This is a genomic window from Chitinophaga alhagiae (assembly GCF_003568665.1).
Taxonomy (GTDB): Bacteria; Bacteroidota; Bacteroidia; order Chitinophagales; family Chitinophagaceae; genus Chitinophaga; species Chitinophaga alhagiae.
In genome coordinates this window covers 699,324-719,777 of the sequence record NZ_QXMH01000002.1, presented here as the reverse complement: position 1 = coordinate 719,777, position 20,454 = coordinate 699,324, and the positions used below count along the sequence as shown (strand labels likewise).

The 20,454-nt window shown below is 52.4% G+C and carries 21 protein-coding genes; 12 read left to right on the top strand and 9 right to left on the bottom strand.

The window, feature by feature from the left end:
• Nucleotides 1-5 precede the first annotated feature (5 nt).
• Complete coding sequence (locus D3A97_RS13905) at nt 6-971, top strand: GlxA family transcriptional regulator (RefSeq protein ID WP_119079089.1); 966 nt, start codon at nt 6-8, stop codon at nt 969-971.
• Here the strand turns inward: D3A97_RS13905 and D3A97_RS13900 are convergent.
• Together D3A97_RS13900 and D3A97_RS13895 are read right to left on the bottom strand one after the other, a co-directional pair.
• Entirely contained in the window at nt 968-1,855 is an 888-nt protein-coding gene (locus D3A97_RS13900; protein ID WP_119079088.1) for a 3-hydroxyacyl-CoA dehydrogenase family protein, read from the bottom strand. The two genes, D3A97_RS13905 and D3A97_RS13900, sit on opposite strands and share 4 nt — an antisense overlap.
• Nucleotides 1,856-1,929: 74 nt before the next feature.
• The gene (locus tag D3A97_RS13895; protein WP_119079087.1) at nt 1,930-2,568 is read right to left on the bottom strand and encodes a carboxypeptidase-like regulatory domain-containing protein; all 639 of its coding nucleotides are present in this window, start codon (nt 2,566-2,568) and stop codon (nt 1,930-1,932) included.
• A gap of 109 nt (nt 2,569-2,677) precedes the next feature.
• Between D3A97_RS13895 and D3A97_RS13890 the strand changes: the two genes are divergently transcribed.
• Entirely contained in the window at nt 2,678-3,775 is a 1,098-nt protein-coding gene (locus tag D3A97_RS13890; protein WP_119079086.1) for an Mrp/NBP35 family ATP-binding protein, read from the top strand.
• Between the two features lie 58 nt (nt 3,776-3,833).
• A complete protein-coding gene (locus D3A97_RS13885) occupies nt 3,834-4,463 on the top strand; it encodes an FMN-binding negative transcriptional regulator (protein ID WP_119079085.1) in 630 nt (209 codons plus the stop codon).
• A 59-nt stretch (nt 4,464-4,522) separates the two neighbouring features.
• Here D3A97_RS13885 and D3A97_RS13880 read toward each other — a convergent pair whose 3' ends face one another.
• Complete coding sequence (locus D3A97_RS13880) at nt 4,523-5,893, bottom strand: Gfo/Idh/MocA family protein (RefSeq protein WP_119079084.1); 1,371 nt, start codon at nt 5,891-5,893, stop codon at nt 4,523-4,525.
• A 33-nt stretch (nt 5,894-5,926) separates the two neighbouring features.
• On the bottom strand, nt 5,927-6,739 hold the full coding sequence (locus tag D3A97_RS13875) for a sugar phosphate isomerase/epimerase family protein (protein ID WP_198673990.1): 813 nt from the start codon (nt 6,737-6,739) through the stop codon (nt 5,927-5,929).
• A 167-nt stretch (nt 6,740-6,906) separates the two neighbouring features.
• Between D3A97_RS13875 and pyrF the strand changes: the two genes are divergently transcribed.
• Nucleotides 6,907-7,710: an orotidine-5'-phosphate decarboxylase gene (gene pyrF / locus D3A97_RS13870; RefSeq protein ID WP_119079082.1), complete on the top strand. Its 804-nt coding sequence runs from the start codon at nt 6,907-6,909 to the stop codon at nt 7,708-7,710.
• A gap of 171 nt (nt 7,711-7,881) precedes the next feature.
• Here pyrF and D3A97_RS13865 read toward each other — a convergent pair whose 3' ends face one another.
• Entirely contained in the window at nt 7,882-8,313 is a 432-nt protein-coding gene (locus tag D3A97_RS13865; protein ID WP_119079081.1) for a YciI family protein, read from the bottom strand.
• An 80-nt stretch (nt 8,314-8,393) separates the two neighbouring features.
• Between D3A97_RS13865 and D3A97_RS13860 the strand changes: the two genes are divergently transcribed.
• A complete protein-coding gene (locus D3A97_RS13860; RefSeq protein ID WP_119079080.1) occupies nt 8,394-9,572 on the top strand; it encodes an acyl-CoA dehydrogenase family protein in 1,179 nt (392 codons plus the stop codon).
• Between the two features lie 20 nt (nt 9,573-9,592).
• The gene (locus D3A97_RS13855) at nt 9,593-10,597 is read left to right on the top strand and encodes an FAD:protein FMN transferase (RefSeq protein ID WP_119079079.1); all 1,005 of its coding nucleotides are present in this window, start codon (nt 9,593-9,595) and stop codon (nt 10,595-10,597) included.
• A gap of 66 nt (nt 10,598-10,663) precedes the next feature.
• Here D3A97_RS13855 and D3A97_RS13850 read toward each other — a convergent pair whose 3' ends face one another.
• The 4 genes from D3A97_RS13850 to D3A97_RS13835 form a co-directional block, all read right to left on the bottom strand.
• The gene (locus tag D3A97_RS13850) at nt 10,664-11,287 is read right to left on the bottom strand and encodes an outer membrane beta-barrel protein (RefSeq protein WP_119079078.1); all 624 of its coding nucleotides are present in this window, start codon (nt 11,285-11,287) and stop codon (nt 10,664-10,666) included.
• Between the two features lie 33 nt (nt 11,288-11,320).
• Nucleotides 11,321-11,962 (bottom strand): DUF4136 domain-containing protein, encoded by a 642-nt coding sequence (locus D3A97_RS13845; protein ID WP_119079077.1) that lies wholly within the window; start codon nt 11,960-11,962, stop codon nt 11,321-11,323.
• A gap of 372 nt (nt 11,963-12,334) precedes the next feature.
• The gene (locus D3A97_RS13840; RefSeq protein ID WP_232825964.1) at nt 12,335-12,976 is read right to left on the bottom strand and encodes an HAD family hydrolase; all 642 of its coding nucleotides are present in this window, start codon (nt 12,974-12,976) and stop codon (nt 12,335-12,337) included.
• A gap of 65 nt (nt 12,977-13,041) precedes the next feature.
• A complete protein-coding gene (locus tag D3A97_RS13835; RefSeq protein WP_119079076.1) occupies nt 13,042-14,358 on the bottom strand; it encodes a DUF2130 domain-containing protein in 1,317 nt (438 codons plus the stop codon).
• Nucleotides 14,359-14,859: 501 nt separating this feature from the next.
• Between D3A97_RS13835 and D3A97_RS13830 the strand changes: the two genes are divergently transcribed.
• The 6 genes from D3A97_RS13830 to D3A97_RS13805 all read left to right on the top strand — a co-directional run bounded on the left by D3A97_RS13830 (nt 14,860) and on the right by D3A97_RS13805 (nt 20,444).
• Nucleotides 14,860-15,336 (top strand): hypothetical protein, encoded by a 477-nt coding sequence (locus D3A97_RS13830; RefSeq protein WP_119079075.1) that lies wholly within the window; start codon nt 14,860-14,862, stop codon nt 15,334-15,336.
• Between the two features lie 11 nt (nt 15,337-15,347).
• A complete protein-coding gene (locus tag D3A97_RS13825; RefSeq protein ID WP_119079074.1) occupies nt 15,348-15,656 on the top strand; it encodes a helix-turn-helix domain-containing protein in 309 nt (102 codons plus the stop codon).
• Between the two features lie 171 nt (nt 15,657-15,827).
• Nucleotides 15,828-16,781 (top strand): TolB-like translocation protein, encoded by a 954-nt coding sequence (locus tag D3A97_RS13820; RefSeq protein WP_119079073.1) that lies wholly within the window; start codon nt 15,828-15,830, stop codon nt 16,779-16,781.
• Between the two features lie 72 nt (nt 16,782-16,853).
• Entirely contained in the window at nt 16,854-17,804 is a 951-nt protein-coding gene (locus tag D3A97_RS13815) for a TolB family protein (protein ID WP_157986537.1), read from the top strand.
• 65 nt (nt 17,805-17,869) lie between these two features.
• Nucleotides 17,870-19,813 carry a tetratricopeptide repeat-containing sensor histidine kinase gene (locus D3A97_RS13810; RefSeq protein ID WP_198673989.1) on the top strand — a complete coding sequence of 648 codons (1,944 nt, stop codon included), beginning with the start codon at nt 17,870-17,872 and terminating at the stop codon, nt 19,811-19,813.
• Nucleotides 19,788-20,444, top strand: coding sequence for a response regulator (locus D3A97_RS13805; protein WP_198673988.1), 657 nt, complete (start codon nt 19,788-19,790; stop codon nt 20,442-20,444). The genes D3A97_RS13810 and D3A97_RS13805 overlap by 26 nt, the downstream gene beginning before the upstream one ends.
• Nucleotides 20,445-20,454: the final 10 nt, after the last annotated feature.

Below are 20,454 nucleotides of genomic sequence, written 5' to 3'. Positions count from 1 at the left end.
GAATTATGAAAAAAATATCTGTTCTACTCAGCCGAAAATACCGCCATATCAGTATTGCGGCCATTCTTGACGTATTCCAGACCGTCAATGCCTTTTACCGGGACAATACAGGAGAGGCTTTCTTCGATATCACCCTCATCAGCCCCGAAACAGAACCGGACCCGCAGTTGCTGTACGACCTCTACCAGCCGGTGCCCCTGCACAAAGCACCGCAGGCAGACCTGGTGCTGGTACCCGCTTTTCAGCCGGGAGACGCGGCCGCTCATCTGGAAGAGAATGCGCATTTTCTGCCCTGGCTGCAGCAGCAGTTCAAAGGCGGCGCGGAAGTAGCCAGCTTTTGCACCGGCGTATTTATGCTGGCCGCCAGCGGCCTGCTGCGGAACAGATGCGCCACCACTCATGTAGCCGCTGCCGGGGAGCTGGCGCACAGGTTCCCGGAAATAAAGGTGCAGCCCAAGGCCGTAGTAACAGACGATGACGGCGTGTACACCAGCGGCGGCGCTACTTCCACTTTTCACCTGCTGCTGCACATCCTGGAGAAATACTGCGGCCGGAAGGTGGCGATCTATGTGGCCAAATTGTTTGCCATAGACATGGACCGCGAGCAGCAATCCTACTTTGCGGTATGGTCTCCCTCCCACCGCCACCAGGACGAGTTGGTGTCTGAAGCGCAAATGCGTATGGAGAACCGGTTTCGTGACAGGGTAACGGTAGAAGAAGTGATACGTGACCTGCCGGTGAGCCGCCGCAACTTCATCCGCCGCTTCAAAATAGCCACCGGTATTACACCCATTGAATACCTGCAGCGCATACGCATTGAAGCGGCTAAAAAGCTGCTGGAACAGAAGCAGGAAAATATTACAGGTGTAATGATGCATGCCGGGTACGAAGATGCCAAGGCATTCCGGCAGGTATTCCGCAAAATAGTGGGCCTTTCCCCCAAAGAGTACCGGGCCAAATACGCAGGCTAGGAAAAACGTTCGCTCACCGTCAGCTCCTTGCTGCCGGTAGTGTAGCTATAAAAACCTGCGCCGCTCTTCACGCCCAGGTGCCCGGCCGTTACCATGTTCACCAGCAGCGGGCAGGGAGCATATTTTTGATTGCCAAAACCGGTGTATAACACATGCAGAATGGAAAGGCACACATCCAGCCCGATAAAATCGGCCAGCTGCAGCGGCCCCATGGGGTGCGCCATACCCAGCTTCATCACCGTATCTATTTCCGTAACGCCCGCCACACCTTCGTACAAAGAATAAATAGCTTCGTTGATCATCGGCATCAGGATGCGGTTGGCAATAAAACCGGGGTAGTCGTTCACTACACAGGGCACCTTGCCGAGTTGTACGGACAGATCAGTGATCTGTTGTGTAACCGTTTTCTCTGTGGCGTAACCATTAATGATCTCTACCAGTTTCATCACCGGCACGGGGTTCATGAAATGCATGCCTATTACCTTGCCCGGTTTGCTGGTAGCGGCGGCTATTTTGGTGATGGAAATAGATGACGTATTGGTGGCCAGCACCGTGGCTGGCCCGGTATGCTCATCCAGTTCCCGGAATATTTTCAGTTTGAGGTCTGTATTCTCCGTAGCGGCTTCTACTACCAGCTGCACGTCTTGCACGCCGGAAGAAAGGCTGGTAAAGGTTTGCAGGTTGGAAAGGGTTTGCTGTTTCTTTTCCGCGGTCATCACTTCCCTGGCGATCTGCCTGTCAAGGTTTTTCCCGATGGTAGCCAGCGCTTTGTCCAGCGCGGGTTGCGAAACATCAACGAGGTGAACGGAAAAACCATGCTGCGCAAATACATGTGCAATACCGTTGCCCATGGTGCCTGCGCCGATCACAGCTATTTTCTGCATAAGGAATTATTTTGGTGAATGGTTGAATAGAATAAAGCGGCAATTTAAGGAAAAACCATTCACAAGGCGCGCCGCTAATCTTTCCGCTTGAAGTCCCCCCGCTTCCAGGACTCTATGAATTGTGCCCAGGCTATGGGATTGAAGATATTCTGCGGGGGCGTTTGCCCGGCGTAGTAGAGGGATTGCTGTTGTTTTTGCATGAACACGTTATAAGCGCCCCCGGCGTCTATGGGCATGGACTTGGCCAGTGCTCTGAGTTTGGCGGATTCGTTGTTTTTGCGGGCAATCTCGTACATATCGTTCGGGATGTCCATGCTCACAAACAATTTCTCAAACTCGCGCCGGGAAGGGTATGGTTTGATGATGGTCTCAGACAGGTACACTGTGTCTTCCGTCATCAGTTGTATCATGGAAAAGCTGTTGCCGATAAGGTCTGTGGGGATCTTGTAATCCTTCCTTCTGAAGCCGATGGCGCTGAAAGTAAGGGTATCTCCCTTGAAAGCCACAATGGAGAACACCCCCTGGCTGTTGGAAATGGTACCACGGTGCTGCCCTTTCACCAATATACTCACCGCGGGAATGGCCCGCAGGCTGTCTGCCGTCATCGTAATACCGGAAAGTTGTATAATACTGTCTTTGAACGCCTTGAGCTGCGCTTTTAACAAAAACGGCAGAAACAGCAGGGAAAAAAGTATGATCAGTCTTTTGTGCATGCAACTACTAAGATAAAACGTTCCACCCGGAAACCCGAATATAAAACCAACAAATTAAACCTCATTTTAGGTTAACTTTGCTGATCGGAAACAATTTTAACAACAATTTATGATCACAAAAGAGAAGGTACTGGAGGCCCTGTCAAATGTGGAGGAACCCGATCTGGGCAAGGATCTGGTGACCCTTAACATGGTAAAGGACATCGAGATCGATGGTAATAAAGTTAAATTCACGGTGGTGCTGACCACGCCCGCCTGTCCGTTGAAAGAAATGATCAAAAATGCCTGTGTGAACGCAATCGTGCACCTGGTAAGCAAAGATGCGGAGGTGGATGTAAAAATGACAGCCAATGTCAGCACTAATCGTAAAGACGGGAAGGCCCTGCTGCCCAACGTTAAAAATATCATCATGGTAGCCTCCGGCAAAGGAGGCGTAGGAAAATCTACCGTGGCTGCCAACCTGGCGCTGGCGCTGGCCAAAGACGGCGCCAAAGTGGGACTGATGGATGCGGACATTTACGGCCCGTCCGTTCCCATTATGTTCGGCGTACGCGGAGAAAGGCCTATGATGGTGAACATTGAAGGCAAGGGCATGATAGCGCCCATGGAAAAGTTCGGCATCAAATTCATGTCTATCGGCTTGCTGGTAGACGAAAAGCAGGCCATTGTGTGGCGCGGCCCCATGGCCAGCAGCGCACTGAAGCAGTTTGTAACGGACGTGTACTGGGATGACCTGGATTACCTCATCATAGACATGCCGCCCGGCACCGGCGATATTCACCTGACCCTGGTGCAGACCGTGCCCGTAACCGGCGCTATTATTGTCACCACCCCGCAAGATGTGGCCCTGGCAGACGCCAAAAAAGGCATCAGTATGTTCAACAGCCCGCAGATACGGGTGCCCATCATCGGCCTGGTGGAAAACATGGCCTATTTCACACCGGCAGAGCTGCCCAACAATAAATATTACATCTTTGGCAAGGAGGGCGGCAAACGCCTGGCCGAGGAGCTGGAAATCCCCTTCCTGGGCCAGATACCGCTGGTACAGAGCATCCGCGAGGGAGGAGATGAAGGCGTGCCCGCCGTGGCCGGTGGCGACGCTGTTACCCAGCAGGCTTTTGCGGACTTTGCCGGCACCGCTGCCCGCAGCATAGCCATGCGCAACGCCAACATAGAGCCTACCAAGGTGGTGGAAATCGTTGTATAGATCATTCACGGCCCGGCGCCTTTTCAGACGGCGCCGGGCCTATATATAAGCCAACATTATGTACTCCCCCAAATACAACCAGGAAAAAGACTGGGATACCATTGCCGGTTTCATCCGCCAAAACAGCTTTGCCCTGCTGGTAAGCGTGCAGAACGGCTTGCCGGAAGGCACGCACCTGCCTGTTGAGCTGGAAGAAAAAACACCGGGCCGGGGAGACTTTGTGCTGCGCGGCCACATTGCGAACGTGAATCCCCAATCCCGCTCCTTTACATCGGGCCAGACCTTTATGGCCGTGTTCATGGACCCGCACGCCTACATTTCTTCTTCCTGGTACGCCAAAGAAAAAATACCCACCTGGAATTATATTGCCGTACACGTATACGGGCAACTGCGCATACTGGACGAGGCCGAACTGCTGCAATCCCTTACCCGCCTCATGGAGCGCTATGAAGCGGCTTCCGCACAGCCCGTTAAAATAACCGACATCGGGGAAAAGGAACTGCACAATAACCTGAAGGCCATTACGGGCTTCGAATTGAGCATAGACCGGGTAGACACCCGCTTCAAGCTCAGCCAGAACCGCAATGACCAGGATTATTTCAGCGTGGCCGACCACCTCCACGCGTCTGGAGACGACCATTCCCGACGGATTGCCGGGGAGATGGAAAAACGGAGAGCCAGAAAATGACCTAAAAAAAAGCCTGACCGTGCTGTAACGGCCAGGCTGTATAGTCCGGGAAAAATTTATTACAGTGTAAACACTTTTCCACCCACCATTACGTCCTGTTTCGCTTCATCAAAAGTGGCTTTCATGCCCGTGCGGTAGGCCGCCGTGCCCATAATGAGCGCAATGGAGTGGGAATAAGCCGCTTCAATAGGCGCATGCGTATGCACGTCCTGCTTGCGCACACATTCCATCCAGTTGCGCACGTGGGCCACCGTGGTATCGTCACCGCCGGTATTGGCGCTGGTTTCCACGGAAGCGGCAACGGAGGAGAGGTCCATGCTCGGCAGCAGGTTGGCCTTCATGCCCATTTCTTTCGCTTCTCTTTCGCGCAGGCCGCCGGTGGGGCTTATTTTGTTGGTGCTCATGTCTATCATGCCGCCATTGGAGAAATACAGTTCCTTGGTGCCGCCTGCGGAGTTGTGAAAGCGGGAGCTGTATACCACCTGGAAGCCGGTAGACGGATCGTTTTGCGGGCCGTAGTCGAACACGGCCGTCAGCGTGTCTGCATTGGAACGCCCGTCTTTCCACTGGTAAATGCCTCCGTTGGCCACTGCGCTGCGCGGGTGTTTCAGGCCGCTGAACCAGTGTACCGTGTCTATCTGGTGCGTCATCCACTGACCGAAGATACCGGATGAATAGGGCCAGAACAGGCGGTACTCCAGGTATTTGCGCGGGTCCCATGCATCTTTGGGGCGGCTGCAGAGAAAACGGTTCCAGTCAACGTCAGATTCCTTGATCAGCCGGGTCAGTTCCGGCCGGCGCCAACGCCCCGGCTGGTTTACGTTCCAGGTCATTTCCACCATGGTGATGGGGCCAAATTTGCCTTCCTGGATAAAATTGGCGGCAGCGTGGTAAGAAGGGCCGCTGCGGCGCTGCGTACCCACCTGAAACACCTTTTTGCTTTCCTTCACGGCCTTCAGCGCGTTGCGGGCATCTTCCATGGTTTCAGCAAAAGGTTTTTCGCAATACACGTCTTTTTTGTTCCGTACCGCCTCAATGGTATGGAAAGCATGCTGGAAGTCTGCCGTGGCAATCATCACGGCATCGAGGTCTTTTATACGATACAGCTCATCATTGTTCACGCAGGCCTGAACGGAATGGCCCAGTTTTTCTGAAAGAATGCTTTTGCCCTCCTCCCGGCGGCGGTTCCAGATGTCTGAAACAGCCACTATGTCAAAATTCAGCGCTTTGTAATGTTTCAGGAAGCTGGGCATGAGCGCCTGGCGGAAACGGTCTGAAAAACCCACCACACCTACATTTACACGGTCGTTAGCGCCCAGTATGCGGGCGTAACTGCTGGCAGGCATGCCCATGGCGCTCAGGGCTACGCCTGCCCCTCCCATCATGGAGAGCTTCAGGAATTCTCGGCGGCTCTTATTGGTCTCTGTCATTTTTTTAACTGTTTTTATAGTGATGTTGATTGTTTACCGGTAAGCCAGCTGCAACTGGTTGCGCAGGAAGGCGAGGGCGGCGCGGCACTCCTCTTTCATGTTTTCCCAGCGGCATTCAATGGTGATATTGCCCTGGTAGCCCGCTTTTTTCAGTTCGGCCAGGTACGGCACAAAATCATCCGGCTGCGAGCCCGGGGCGCGGCGGCCCTCTTTTTCCGCAATATGGCAGTGCACCAGGTAAGGTGCGGCGGCCGCAATAACGGAGGGCGCCTCATCTTCCTTCTTCATATGGTAAATGTCTGCCGTGATCCTGAAATTGGGATGGTCTACCGCTTTCACAATGTCTACGACCTTGGCCAGCGTATTGATAAAATTATCTTCCGTGCGGTTCAGGTTCTCGATGGCAATAATACGGTCGTATTTGGCCGCCACCGCCGCCATTTTGCGAGAAATGGCGATCAGCTGGAGCCTGGCTTCCGCGGGGTCCTGGCCGTTTTCCAGTTGCCGGGAGCCGGCGCTGCCGAACACAATGATGCGCACCCCTGCATCGCGGGCGCGCTGCATCAGCGTGTCTACATACCCCAATATTACCTGCTCATTGGCGGTGGGGCCTATCAGGCGCACCGTACCGGGCAAAAACAGGTTGCAGCTGGGTATTTTCAGCTGCATTTTTTCCATGCGGGCCATTGTACGCTGCCAGGCCGTATCGGGCACCGCCGGGCCAAACAGCTTGCGGGCGCCTTCTTCTATGTAATCAAATCCCGCTGCTTTCAGCAGGCTGTCATTTCCCATGGAAGTAGCTACGCCTATGCGGGGCAGCTGCACCCGCTGTGCATTCGATTGCAAAAAGAGTGCGGCGGAAAGAAGAAAAAGAGTTAGAAATAAGGACCGTTTCATGGAATTGTTGCTTTTCGATAACTGTGGATGGCCAAAAATTAAGAACTAAAATCCGGAAATCAAAATCGGGTTTTGGTAAAAATGCATGAAATTCGCGGCTAATTGCAATTTACATTATGAACAGACAGGACTTGGTGCAGCTTATCAGGGACCGGAAATCTTACCTTTGTATTGGACTGGATACAGACATTCAAAAGATTCCCAAACACCTGTTATCCCACGCAGACCCCATCTTTGCCTTCAACAAGGCCATTATTGACGCCACCAAAGACCTTTGTGTGGCCTACAAGATCAATACGGCGTTTTACGAATGCCAGGGCATCCGCGGCTGGGAAAGCCTGCAACGTACGGTGGAGTACATCCCGGAAAATATTTTTACCATTGCGGACGCCAAACGCGGGGACATCGGCAATACTTCCACCTATTACGCAAAGACCTTTTTTGAGACCTACGGCTTTGATTCCGTAACGGTAGCGCCCTACATGGGGCGGGACAGTGTGGAGCCTTTCCTGGCCTTTCCCGGCAAATGGGCCATTGTGCTGGGCCTCACTTCCAATGCCGGCAGCGCAGATTTTCAGCAGCTCCCGGCCGGCAATGCCCGGTTGTACGAAAAAGTGATGACCACTACCGCCTCATGGGGCAGCGCAGACAATATCATGTTTGTGGTGGGCGCCACGCAGGCCGCCGCAGTGGCAGACATCAGGAAGCTGCTGCCAGACCACTTCTTCCTGGTACCGGGCGTGGGCGCGCAAGGCGGCAGCCTGAAAGATATCTCCGAAAAAGGGATGAATAAAGATATCGGCCTGCTGGTGAATGCCAGCCGCGCTGTGATATACGCCGGCAACGGGGAGCAGTTTGCGGAAGATGCCCGGGCCGCGGCGCTGGCCTACCAGCAGGAAATGGCGGGGTACATCGTGTGATGACCATTGCAGCCGGCTGTTTATCGGGAAACCGCGCAGCACTCCGGATAACAAAGTGAAAAGAGCATGCCGTGAGAGCACCGCCGGCAACAAGGGTTAGAAGAACTTACCGGAACCGGCAAATATATGCTGATGAAAGGGAATGCTTTTGCAAGAAGGCATTCCCTTTTCCTATTTGAACAGGCAGTTCTCCACCGTCCACCAGGGTTTGATCTCATATTGCAGCCGCCCCGTTACCACGGCCGTATCCGGCGCTATCAGGGACACTACTTCCAGGCTGTCTTTACAATCCATGATGTATATGCCCCGCAGGATGCCGGTATCTCCAAAAGGGCCGGCCACCAGCAACTTGCCCGCGTCTGCCAGGCGGCGTATGTGGCTCATGTGTTTTTCCTGCACCAGCGCTTCCGTTACAGCATCCTGCTGTTGGGCAGCGCCCTTTTTCAGGAATACCATCCAGTACTTTTTCACCTGCATATGCTGAACGGAATCTTGTTGGTCGATAATGGCGGCGGTAGGGCGGCCGGTTCTTTCAGGTAAATAGGTAGCTATAAAAATGATCAGGAATACTGCCAATAAAAATACAGGCAACAGTTTGGACATACATGCTCGGATTTGCTGCCCCTAAGGTAGTAAATCTCCGTAATTCCGTAAATTTGGAACATCCTCTAAAAATATCAGCCATGCAGCAGGACATGTTTCAATCGCCCGACTATTTTCTCATAGACGACTTGTTGACCGAAGAGCACAAACTGGTGCGTGAAGCCGTGCGGCAATGGGTAAAGCAGGAAGTTTCTCCTGTTATTGATGACTATTGCCAGCGTGCGGCATTCCCTTCCCAGATCATTCCCGGCCTGGGCCGCCTGGGCTGCTTTGGCCCCACCATACCGGCGGCTTACGGTGGCGGCGGGCTGGACTACATTGCCTATGGCCTGATGATGCAGGAGCTGGAGCGGGGAGACAGCGGTGTACGCTCCACCGCCTCCGTACAGGGCTCCCTGGTTATGCACCCCATTCACACCTTTGGCAGCGAAGAGCAGAAAAAACGCTGGCTGCCCCGCCTGGCCACCGGGGAGCTGATGGGCTGCTTCGGCCTTACGGAGCCGGACTTTGGTTCCAACCCTGCCGGCATGCTCACCTATTTTGATGATGACGGGGACCATGTGCGGCTGAACGGCGCCAAAATGTGGATATCCAACGCTCCCTTTGCAGACATTGCCCTGGTATGGGCTAAAGACCCCGGGGGTAAAATACGCGGGCTGATAGTGGAACGCGGCATGGAAGGTTTTTCCACTCCCGAAACAAAAGGCAAGTGGAGCCTGCGCGCCAGCGCCACCGGAGAGTTGGTGCTTGACAACGTGCGGGTGCCCAAAACCAGCATATTGCCTGAGGCGCGCGGGCTGAAGGCGCCCCTCTCCTGCCTTTCTTCTGCCCGCTACGGTATTGCCTGGGGCGCCATTGGCGCGGCCATGGACTGCTATGACACCGCCCTGCGTTACGCCAAAGAACGTGTTCAGTTTGACCGGCCTATTGCCGGTTTCCAGCTGATACAGAAAAAACTGGCGGAGATGATCACGGAGATCACCAAGGCGCAGCTCATGAACTGGCGGCTGGGCGTGCTCCGCAACGAAGGGAAAGCCACACCCGAGCAGATCTCCATGGCCAAGCGCAATGCCTGCGAAACCGCCATGCACATAGCCCGCGAAGCGCGGCAGATATTAGGCGCCATGGGTATCTCCGGAGAATATCCCATCATGCGGCACATGATGAACCTTGAAAGCGTGATCACCTACGAAGGCACCCACGAAGTACACCTGCTGATCACCGGCATGGACATCACCGGTTTCAACGCATTTTCCTGAGCTTTTACTATTTTGTGCGCATGAAAGCAAAAGCCTTGCTCCTCCTGTTCAGTGTATGCCTTACCGTTAGCGCCGCGGCCCAGCGCCTCGTCACTTTCCAGGGAAAGGCACAGGGTACCTACTACATCGTCAAATACCTGGGAGAAGACTCCACATCGCTGCAGCCTGATGTGGAAAGCATTTTCCGGGAAATAGACCGCTCCCTGTCGCTTTACCTTCCCAGTTCGCTGATCAACCGCTTCAACAAAGGCCAGCAGGTGGTGATGGACGATTATATGCGTACCGTGGTAAAAAAGGCGCAGGAAGTGAGCCGCCTCACCAACGGCCTGTTTGATATTACCGTAAAACCGCTGGTAGACCTGTGGGGATTTGGAGTAGTGCGCCACAGCAAAGGGCAGCCTTCCGCCGCAAACATCCGCAAAACGCTGCAACTGGTAGGCTACCGGCTGCTGACCGTGCGCTCCCGCTACCTGATCAAAAAAAAGGCCGGTGTCGAAATAGACTGCAATGGCATTGCGCAGGGCTTTACATCTGATGTGGTAGGTAGCTTCCTGCTGTCAAGAGGCATCCGTAACTTTTTGGTAGATGTGGGCGGAGAACTGGTAGCTTCCGGCGTAAACGCACAGGGCCAGCCCTGGAGCGTAGGTATAGAGCGGCCCTCTTCCGGAAAGGACAGCCTGCAACAAGGCCCCATGCAGGCCATACTCAGGCTGAAGAACAGGGCGGTAGCCACCAGTGGCAATTACCGCCGCTTTTTTGACGAAGGCGGTACCCGCTTTGCCCACACCATCCACCCCCGTACCGGCCAGGCCGTGCATAACAACATCATTACCGTTACGGTTACCGCGCCAGACGCTATTACGGCAGACGCGTATGACAATGCCATGATACTGCTGGGCGTAGACCAGGGGCTGGCTTTTATTGCCCGCAACCCCAAACTGCAGCTCGGCGCGTATTATGTGTATAAAGACGATGATGGCCAGGTCAAGGAAAAATATTCTCCCGGCTTCTTTGCCACGGAATAAAAAAACGGGGGCCGCCCCTGTGGGCAGCCCCTTCCTTTCTCACATGTTCCGTTGTTAATATGTGGCCTACTGGATATGGAACTTCAATCCAATATTTGCTTGTATTGAGTTAAAATTGCTGATCTCCTGCACTTTATACGGTGCATAGTTATATTGCACATTGGCATTCAGCATCACTGGTGAGTATTTGCCGAAAGGCACATTGATACCCAGCTCAGGGCTCACCTGGAAGGCCCATTTGTTCTCTCTTTCCACAAACTCGCCCCAGAATTTTTCGTAATTCATATTGGCCGTACCAATACCCAGGCCGCCGTAAGGGATCACCCTTGCTTCAGGGCCGGCAAAATTGTACTGTACAGTAGCCAGGATGGGGATGGTCTGCAATGTATGCGTTTGTACGGCAGACACATCTTCTCCTTTACCGGGGTACACCGCGCGGGGAAATCTTTCATAGAAATCGGAAAACCCTGCTTTGGCGCCGAGGCTCAACCGGTCGTTCAACGCATACTGGAAACCAGCCTGCCACCCTCGGAAACTCGTTTTACTGGCATAATCGCTCAGGGAGCCCAGCGGCTGCGCCACAGAATAATTCAAATTGAAGGAAAAAGGCGGGCGGCTGCTCTGCGCAAAAGCGCTGCTCACGCCCAGCGAGCCTATCAGGATCAATATGATGGTTTTAATACTTTTCATTGTTGTAGTTTTTTATTCGTTTAGCTTGACCGATCAATTACCGGAGGCCTTGAGATAAGGGCTCTGGTCAAATATTGCCGTAGTCATGGAATCCAGGTTGCTGCTGTTCCACACGCCGGTACCTCTCAGCATGGCGTTCCATATAGCTGTGAGCTGGTTATTCTCTTTCGGCGCGTTCTTCAGGTCAACCAGGTCTATGGCAACGGACCTTTCATTGTAACGGAACACTGTGTAGTAACCCGGGAACCAGTAGTTCCATCCGGGGTAGCCCCAGTAACCGGTATCCCAGTAGCCAGGCCAGCCGGTCCACCAGCCGGGGTTGTACCCGATGGAGTTGTAGGCATTGTCTATGCGGGTTACGTTCACTGCCAGGTCAGGTTTGGCACTTTTGTCTACCAGGGTATAACCCCGTGCCTGCAGGGAGCTTTTGAGGTTGCCCAGCAGTTTGATGTCGTAATCCGTCAGTTCCTTTTTAGAATCCCTGTTGCTGATAACGGCAACTGAATCCACTATGCTGAAAGTGTTGTAAGTGGTGAAATCGGCCTGCTCATCGTAGTTGGTAACATAGATCCGAGATTCCTCTTCGGTCATGTCATTGAGCGGTTCCTTCCTGCAACTGCTGAACAACAGGGCGCCAACGGCAATTGCACTTAAAATCATTCCTGTTCTTTTCATATGTGTTAATTTTTTACCCGGTGGTTAATTGCTGGTCGGAAGATGCGGTCCGTTTATCCACTGTCACTGCATTACTAACTAACCTGCACAACGGACCTGCATCAACATTCTCTCCATCCATCACTGTTCAATTGCACATTTTCCCTCTTCACTGCTTCACAAAAACCGCATCTCAACACATTGTCAATCTCACATTACTCCGTCTCACTTCCGACCTTCCTTTATGGAACGGTATAGACAGCAGAATGTTACGCTTCGTTTACAGCAGAAAAGTTAAAATCAACTTAACGAAATGTTAAATCAAAAACCGCACCGGTTGCGGTACATGGGGCATTTTAAATATATAAGGCGAGAGTATAATATTATTTGCTGTTACGCAGAAAGTTGCTGTTGTCCTTTGAGGATGCCGCGTTGTTCCAGGGCGGCCTGCAATTGTTCCGGAGATTCGAAGAGAATGCTTTCAATGCCAAATTTTTCCGCCGCTTTTACGTTGCGGATATTGTCGTCAATAAAAACGGTGGTATTTTTATTGACATCGTAACGGTCCAGCAAAAGCTGATAAAAATCAGGTTGCGGTTTACGGATCTTTTCTTTTCCGGATACGACGATACCATCAAACCACTGCAGCCATTCATATTCCATCAGCGCAATGGGGAATGTTTCGTTAGACCAGTTGGTGAGCGCGTAAAGTTTGAAGTGCCCGCTGTTTTTCAGCCGCCGCAATATGTCTACCGTGCCTGCAATTGGGCCGGCCAGCATTTCACGCCAGCGGCCGTAATAAGCGTGTATCTGCGCTTCAAATTCCGGATGGCGGGCTACCAGCATCTCCGTTCCGTCTTGCAGGCTGCGGCCCGCATCCTGCTCTTCGTTCCAGTCAGCCGTGCAGATATGCTCCAGGAAATGCTCAGCCTCTTCCGGCGTAGCAAATATCTTTTTGTAGAGATAACGCGGATTCCAGTCTACCAGCACGGCGCCCAGGTCGAATATAACGGATTGATATGCGTGGTTCTTCATAAACATAAATGTAGGGTGCCGCAGCGTAGTATCCAAGCATTTATATAGAAATATTTTATAAAATGTTATTCATCGCCGCCTCCGTTGGGGCCGCCGAGCAGTGCTTCAGCCGCATCGTCCAGCAGCTGAAGGTCTACAGAATCGCTGCCTGCGATGCCTTCAATGGAACCTTTGATATGGGCGGCGTTCAGCAGCACTTTTTCCAGCTGTTTTTCCCGGGCTTTCCAGAGTTTTTCCATGGCTTCCCGCTCTTTCTGGATAGACAATTTCATGGAGCGGAAGCCCTCCCGGATGGCGCTCCACTGCTCCGCAAACTCGCCACTGGTAAGGTAGTGGTAGAGCAGCTGCATTTTATCGCCTTTATTGTCTTGCGACTTGGCCACGTTGTATACTTTCAGGATGGCATCCCGCAGTACATAGATCAGGCTTTTCACTTCATGGAAAGAGCAGATCCAGACCCCGTCTTTTTCCCCAAAGCGGTCCATTTCCCTGGGCATGGTCTGCGTTACCAGCACCGCCACGTCTGCCCCCTGGCTGCGCATGTCAGACTTGAGCTTTTCTATCCATTCCTTTTCGAAGCCCTTGGTACGCTTGCTTTCGTAGATGATCTTGCCGCATTCCTGGCCAAACTGGTTGCGCACCGTCTGGATACAGTCCGCGCCACGCACGCCTTTGCCTACTTCAGACACGGCATCAAAGGGAAAAGTGCTGCGCAGCATTTCCTCCAGCGCCAGCTCCTGCACCTCGCCTTGCAATTGCATGGAGCCCTGCTCCGCCTTGCGCCGCATTTCTTCCGCCAGGCGGCGCTGGTCTTCCAGCTGCTTTTCCATTTCTTTCAGTTTCATCTGGTACTCCGTATCCTTGAGGCTGCTGCGTTCCGATTCTTCGCGGCGGATCTGCTCCATCAGTTTGGTGCGCTCTTCCATCATCTGCTTCTGCAGCTTTATTTCCAGCTCTTCTTCCTTGTTCTGCAGCTCCTGCGTTTTACGCATGAACTCCAGCTGGGCCAGCCTGGCCTCTTTGAGCTTTTCCTCGTTTTCATGCTGCGCTTCGCGCATAACGCGGAGCTGGTTTTCATAGTCCGCGGACAGGCTTTTACGGATGTTGTCAGACAGGGATTCCTGCAGTTTTATCTTTTCCGCCTGAAGGCGTTTGTTCAGCTCTTCTTCCTGCAGGCGGCGATCTTCCTGCACTTTTTGCTTTTCCACGGCAATTTGCTGGCGCAGCTGCTCCACCTCCTGCTTTTGTACCTGGAGGCCATCCTGCTGTTTGCGCCATTCTACCGCCATCTTTGCCCGCATTTCTTTTTCTATGTCCGCTGCAATGGCGTCTTCCATTACAAAAAGGTGCTTACAGTTCGGACAGGTGATTGAAGTTCCCATAGTTCAACATGAATTATACGCAAAAACTAAATACCGGCCATGCTGCGCAGTGTATTTGCGTGCTACAAAGTTAGTCGATTTTGATTCCAGCTCAAAAAACTCGGAAAAGCTGATATATTCTAGGATTTGTCCAAAATATTATAGCATTTATTTTCAGGTTTAGGAAGACAAGTGTAATAATTTTGAAGGGACGCAATGAGGATAGCGGGTAGCAAACATAACTTACTGCTAGCATATCGAATGGTTATCTAAAAAGGGTCCGTTACTCCTGGCGGATTATATTCTTCTACGGCGGTGCTTCTTACCGCCGGCATTTTGGGGTTAATTATACGCATCCGGAAACGGACTGCTACACATGCTTTAATCCGGACCCGCCAGTTTTGGCGGGTCCTGCTTTTGTGAGGATGAGCGGAAAAAAAATTGTTTGTTTTTGGCTTTTATCATCGAAAATTCTATAACTTTGAAATTAACTTAAAAGTGAATTACACAACAGGAAGACTCATGCTGTATCAACGCATTAAAAAGTTCACATTGTACAGTTTTCACCGGGCAGGGCATCCTGAATGCGAGTTCGATGATTTTCTGTCAAGGTTTGACACTGCGGAGCATGCTGACAATATCAACAGCATTGCCGCGGCCCTCCGGGAATTTGCACAGCGGGGTATTGACAAAAGAAGGTTCCGGCCGGGAGGCGAAGGCCCGGTAGATGCATTACTGGCCGGCCCGGGGCAATTGCGGTTATATGTCATCCCCTGCTCCAGGAACGCATTGATCGTAGGCAATGGATGTTTCAAGGATGAAAGGCGGTTACAAGAGGTCCCGGAATGCAGGAACGCATGGGAACTCATGGTAGCGCTTGACAAGGAACTGAGAGACCGCATGCAGGACAAAAGCATACGCTGGCAGGTACGGGCAGACCGGCAGGCAGACTATCTTGAACTAACGGGAGACATGCACTTTGAATTTGGAAGATCTTAAACTTTAAAAATATGGCTACTAAACTCGATGTCATTTACGAACGGGTTCCGGAACATACCCGGTTAATGGTGTCCAAATCATTTGACATCACCGAAAGGATCCTCGACCTTCTCGACGCGCGGGGCTGGACGCAAAAAGACCTGGCAGAGAAGCTGTCAAAAAAAGAATCGGAAATTAGCCGGTGGATGAAGGGCACCCATAATTTCACCCTGGAAACCATTGCCAAAATAGAACTGGCGTTGGGTGAAACGGTGTTGGATACAAGCAAGCGGCCGCCTGCTTCAAAAGGGAAAGGAAACAAATACCACAAAAAAAGCTAACATACCTTCGCATACACTGCGTGCCTCCTGCAGATATTAACCCCAAACTTTCATACTGCATCGCTCTACCCATCCCCGCTCTCAGGGAAAACCCTTAGAAAAAAAGCAAGGTTTTCTCCGATTGACCTCCCCCCGGTAAAAGCTTTATTTTGCTAAAGCTAACCCACGCACATGAAGAAACACGCATTAAATATCCTGGCCGTCACCATCCTCCTGGCTGCCTGCGGCAAAAGCAAAAATGAGCCGGGGCCGGGTAATGGCGGAACACCCGCGCAGCTGGGGCCGGGCACGATCTATTATGACTGGGCAAATGACGGTATCCTTACATTCAACCTGGCTACAGCCACCGTATCTGTTGCACAGCAAAGCGATGTAGGCCGCAACGGATGGGACATTAGCATAGACGGCACAAAGTACCTGCAGGCGGAAGATAAAAGCGGCGGCGGTTATGACACCGAGATCTACACGCTGACAGACCTGGCCAACGGAACGGTCATCAGCCGCTTTGAAAAAGTATCAGGCTATGCCAATCATACCTTCCCAAAATTGTCTCATGATGTGAAGCTGATCGCCGTTCCGCCAACGTATGACGACGGGCTCCTGGTCCTGGACCTGCAAGGCAGGGTATTGCATCACCTTACAGCGTTCCAGGGGGAAAGTATTGCCAAAGGCGATATAAACTGGATGCCGGATAATTCCCTGCTCTTCAGAACAGGCAATAAGATCTGCCGGACCAACCCGGGCTTCACCCAGGCCTGGGTAATCAAAGAATTAAACTTTGCTGATTGGAAAGACCTGGCGGTAAGCCGCAACGGTACCAAAGTGGCCTTTGCCGCCGGCAACCATATCTGGATGATGAACGCGGACGGCAGCAACCTGGTTCAGGTATCCGCCAGCGGCCAGGTTGAAGTGTCTCCCGTGTTCTCACCTGACGGAAATTGGTTGCTGATAGGGACCGACTATCATACTACCGGGCCTTTCGGGTATATATGGCGGCTTGTTGCCATCCCCGCAGACGGCAAGCTGTATAATGTTGACGAGGGGGCGGACAGGAATGTTATTCCCCTGGTCAGGAAAGGAGAAACCGTGCCTGAAGCCAATGACGGAGGGTTGCTGTGGCGCTGAACATCCCCAACACAACAAGACCACCAATCAATTGTAAATATGCGTACAAAAGTTCAAACCCCGCTCCTGTCAATGGTTCTCCTGTTAGTTGCAACACTGGGTTCCTGCAAGAAAGGGAACGGCCCTGGCCCGGATAACGGCCATAATTATAACTATGGCCCCGGCGCGGTCTATATCAAGCAGGGAACAGAGGGCATCAGCCGGTTTGACATGTCTACCGGCGTGTTATCAGGCGTGGTCCCGAATTGGCAGGGTTACGGCTGGGACATCAGCTGGGACGGGGCCAGGGGCGTAAAACAGATCAACAGGGCCAGTTATGACACCCGGTATATCATCTTCAACACGTCAGACGGCTCAACGGTAAAAGAGATATTTTATGAACCTAACGACAACAATGGCGGCCTGCCCTGCATCTCCCCTGACGGCGCCAGGCTGGCATTGGCGCCTACCCTCAGGGATGGCCTGGTAATACTGGATATGAGCGGCAATGTACTCAGGAATATTACCGGTTATGGAAACACACACGAATTTGAATACCTGGACCCCATCAGCTGGGAGCCGGGCGGTACCATCCTGTTCAAAAAAGACGGCGGGCTGTGGCGTACTTCGCCGGATCTCAACCGTGCCGGCAAAGTGAGAGACATTCCTTTTGCTGACTGGAAAGGGCACGCCAGCGCCAGTCCCGACGGGAAAAAGATCGCGCTGTCCCTGGGTGGTCATATCTGGATGATGAATGCGGATGGCAGCGATTTTCACCAGGTAACCGAAAGCACTTTTTCCGAGTTGGCGCCATGCTTTTCTCCGGATGGCAGGTATATAGCCATGAAGGCCAACCCACGCGCGCCCATGGATGGCGATGTGGGCGGCAATGCCTATCATTTGTGCATTATCCCCGCAGACGGCCATGTATACAAGACCTACCCCGGTGAAGATAACCGCGTAATACACCCAGTTGTAAAAGGCGCTCCCGGAGATACAAGAGGGCTGGGAAAGACCATTGTAGGTGACTTTGTATGGCGGTAGCCACCGTCATGGCAACAAATAGCGATTTTACTTGTATTTTTATTGCTAACCATGTTCTAAGTACCTTGAGAACTTCTGTCAGCATATTTTTTCTGATACTCAACTTTACAGGTTACCATGCAGCTGCGCAAGACCGCCATACAGACAGCCTGCTGGAAATACTTCACACAAGTGAACATGACAGTACCAGGGCCCATACCCTGTGGATGCTTTCTGATCTTTGGGCAGACAGGGACAGTGCAAAGGCGGTAGATTTTGCCAAACGTTCATTTCAATATACGGAAGATAAATCCCTGCTGCGGGGGCTGGCGCACTTTTACCTGGCCGGGGCCTACTATAGTTATGACAGGCTTAAAAGCCAGCAGGAGTATATGGCGGCAGACACACTGCTGGCGCGGTTCACCGAAACCGGGGCGTTGCAATACCGCTCACGCGCCTGGCATAATTACGGGGCGCTCGAACAACAGATGGACAATAGCAGCGCCTTTGTGAACATCCTGCTGACCAAAGCCATACCCCTTGCACAGGCCGCGGGAGACGGAGAACGGGTAGCATGGAACTATATGGACATAGGGGCCGTTTTTATGAATTATAAAGATTATGTCAAAGCGGGGCAGTACTATCAGAAGGCCATTGCCATTCTCCATAACAAACAATATAACAACAGGCCGGTGCTGGCAGAATGTTATATCCACCAGGCCAAGGCATACGTGCTGCAAGGGCGGCCCGATGCTGCCGATGCGCCGCTGCAGGAATCTTTCCGGATATTGACATCGGCAGGCGATTCATCCTATCTGCCTGTTTATTACCTGGTCAGGGGCATGTCCCATACCAGGATGCATCAATGGGAAGAAGCCCAGGCCGCCCTGAACACGGGTTTATCTATTGCCAGAAAACAGCGCCTGGCCTATGATGCGATCAGTTTGCAATATGAATTATATGAGGTCTATAAGCATCAGCACAGGTTTGATAAAGCCAAACTGGCGCTTGAAGAAGTGTATAACGGCTACCGGGAGTATCCCATTGCGCAGAACGGCAGAACGATATTGTATGAACTGGCCCAAACAGAAGCAGCGCTGGGCAACCACCCCGCTGCTTTCAGCAGGCTGATGGAATACACACAGCTTTCGGACAGTTTCTTCACCCAGAAAACAGGTAAGGAAATAGCTGACCTGGAAACGAAGTACCGGATCGCGGAAAATGAGCGGAAGCTGTTGCGCTTGCAAAACCGGAGCCAACTGCAGCAATTGTTGCTTTACTTTGGCGGGGTGGTGGTGGCCTTTTTGGCGGCTTTTTTCATCTATGTTTACCGGCAGCGGAAAAAGCGGGAGGCACAACGCCTGTACACCATGCGGCAGGAGCAGGAAATACAGATCACACGCGCCCAGTTGGAAGGGGAAGAACGGGAACGGCGGCGGCTGGCCAGGGACCTTCATGATGGCCTTGGAGGTATGCTGGCGGGCGTAAAGCTGAACTTGTCCGCAGCAAGCCATCACAAAAATGAACGGCAGCAGCAAGACCTGGAAAAGGTCATCGGCCAACTGGACGATTCGGTGCATGAGCTTAGGCGCATTGCCCGCAATATGATGCCGGAAGCCCTACTGCGTTCAGGCCTTACGCGGGCGCTGGAAGACCTTTGCAGGTCAATGGACAATCAACACATGCGTATTGACTATGAGTTGCTGAACCTGCCGGAAAACATGCCCCAGCAGGAAAAAGTGGATATTTACAGGATCGTGCAGGAACTGCTGGCCAATGCTGTAAGGCACTCCGGCGCAACGGACATATTTTTGCAGTGCAGCGGCCGCGGGGAAAGGTTTTATATCACTATTGAAGACAACGGGAAAGGAATGCCCGACCCCGGCCGGCATAACGAGGAAGGGCTGGGGCTCACCAACGTCCGTTCAAGGGTGAGCTACCTGCAGGGAAAAATGGAGCTGGACAGCCGGCCCGGGAATGGTACTATCATTAATATTGAGATCAATGTCACAGGAGATAAAGCATTATAGCATCATATTGATAGAAGATCACAGCATTTTTATAGAAGGGCTGCTGAGCGTACTGCGGAAGATCGGGAATACGCAGGTGCTCGGTGCTTTCGATTCCGGACAGGAAGCGCTGGACTTCCTGGAACAACACCACGCAGACATTGTTTTTCTTGACATCAGCCTGCCCGGCAGCATGTCTGGTATTGAAATATGCAGTACCATTCACCGTCTCTATAAACAAACAAAGGTAATTGCCCTGAGCAACCATACGGAAAGGCAAATCATTAATGACATGCTGGGCAGCGGGGCAAACGGGTACCTGCTGAAGAACGCGTCTCTCCAGGACCTGGAAAATGCCATTGAGCTGGTAATGCTGGGGCAGTGTGTGATGAGTGACGAAGTCCGCGGTATTGTTTTCTCCGCGCCGGACAGGTCATTACGCCCGCCACGCCTTACAGCCCGCGAGAAGGAAGTGCTGCACTGGATAGGCGAAGGACTTACCACCTCCGCCATTGCATCCAAACTCTTTATAACCATACAAACGGTGGAAAGCCACCGCTACAACCTGCTGCAGAAATTTGAGGCGCCCAATGCGGTGGTGCTGGTAAAAAAAGCAATAGCCCTGGGGCTGATGAAAGCCGCAAGGCCATAAATCGCCCCCC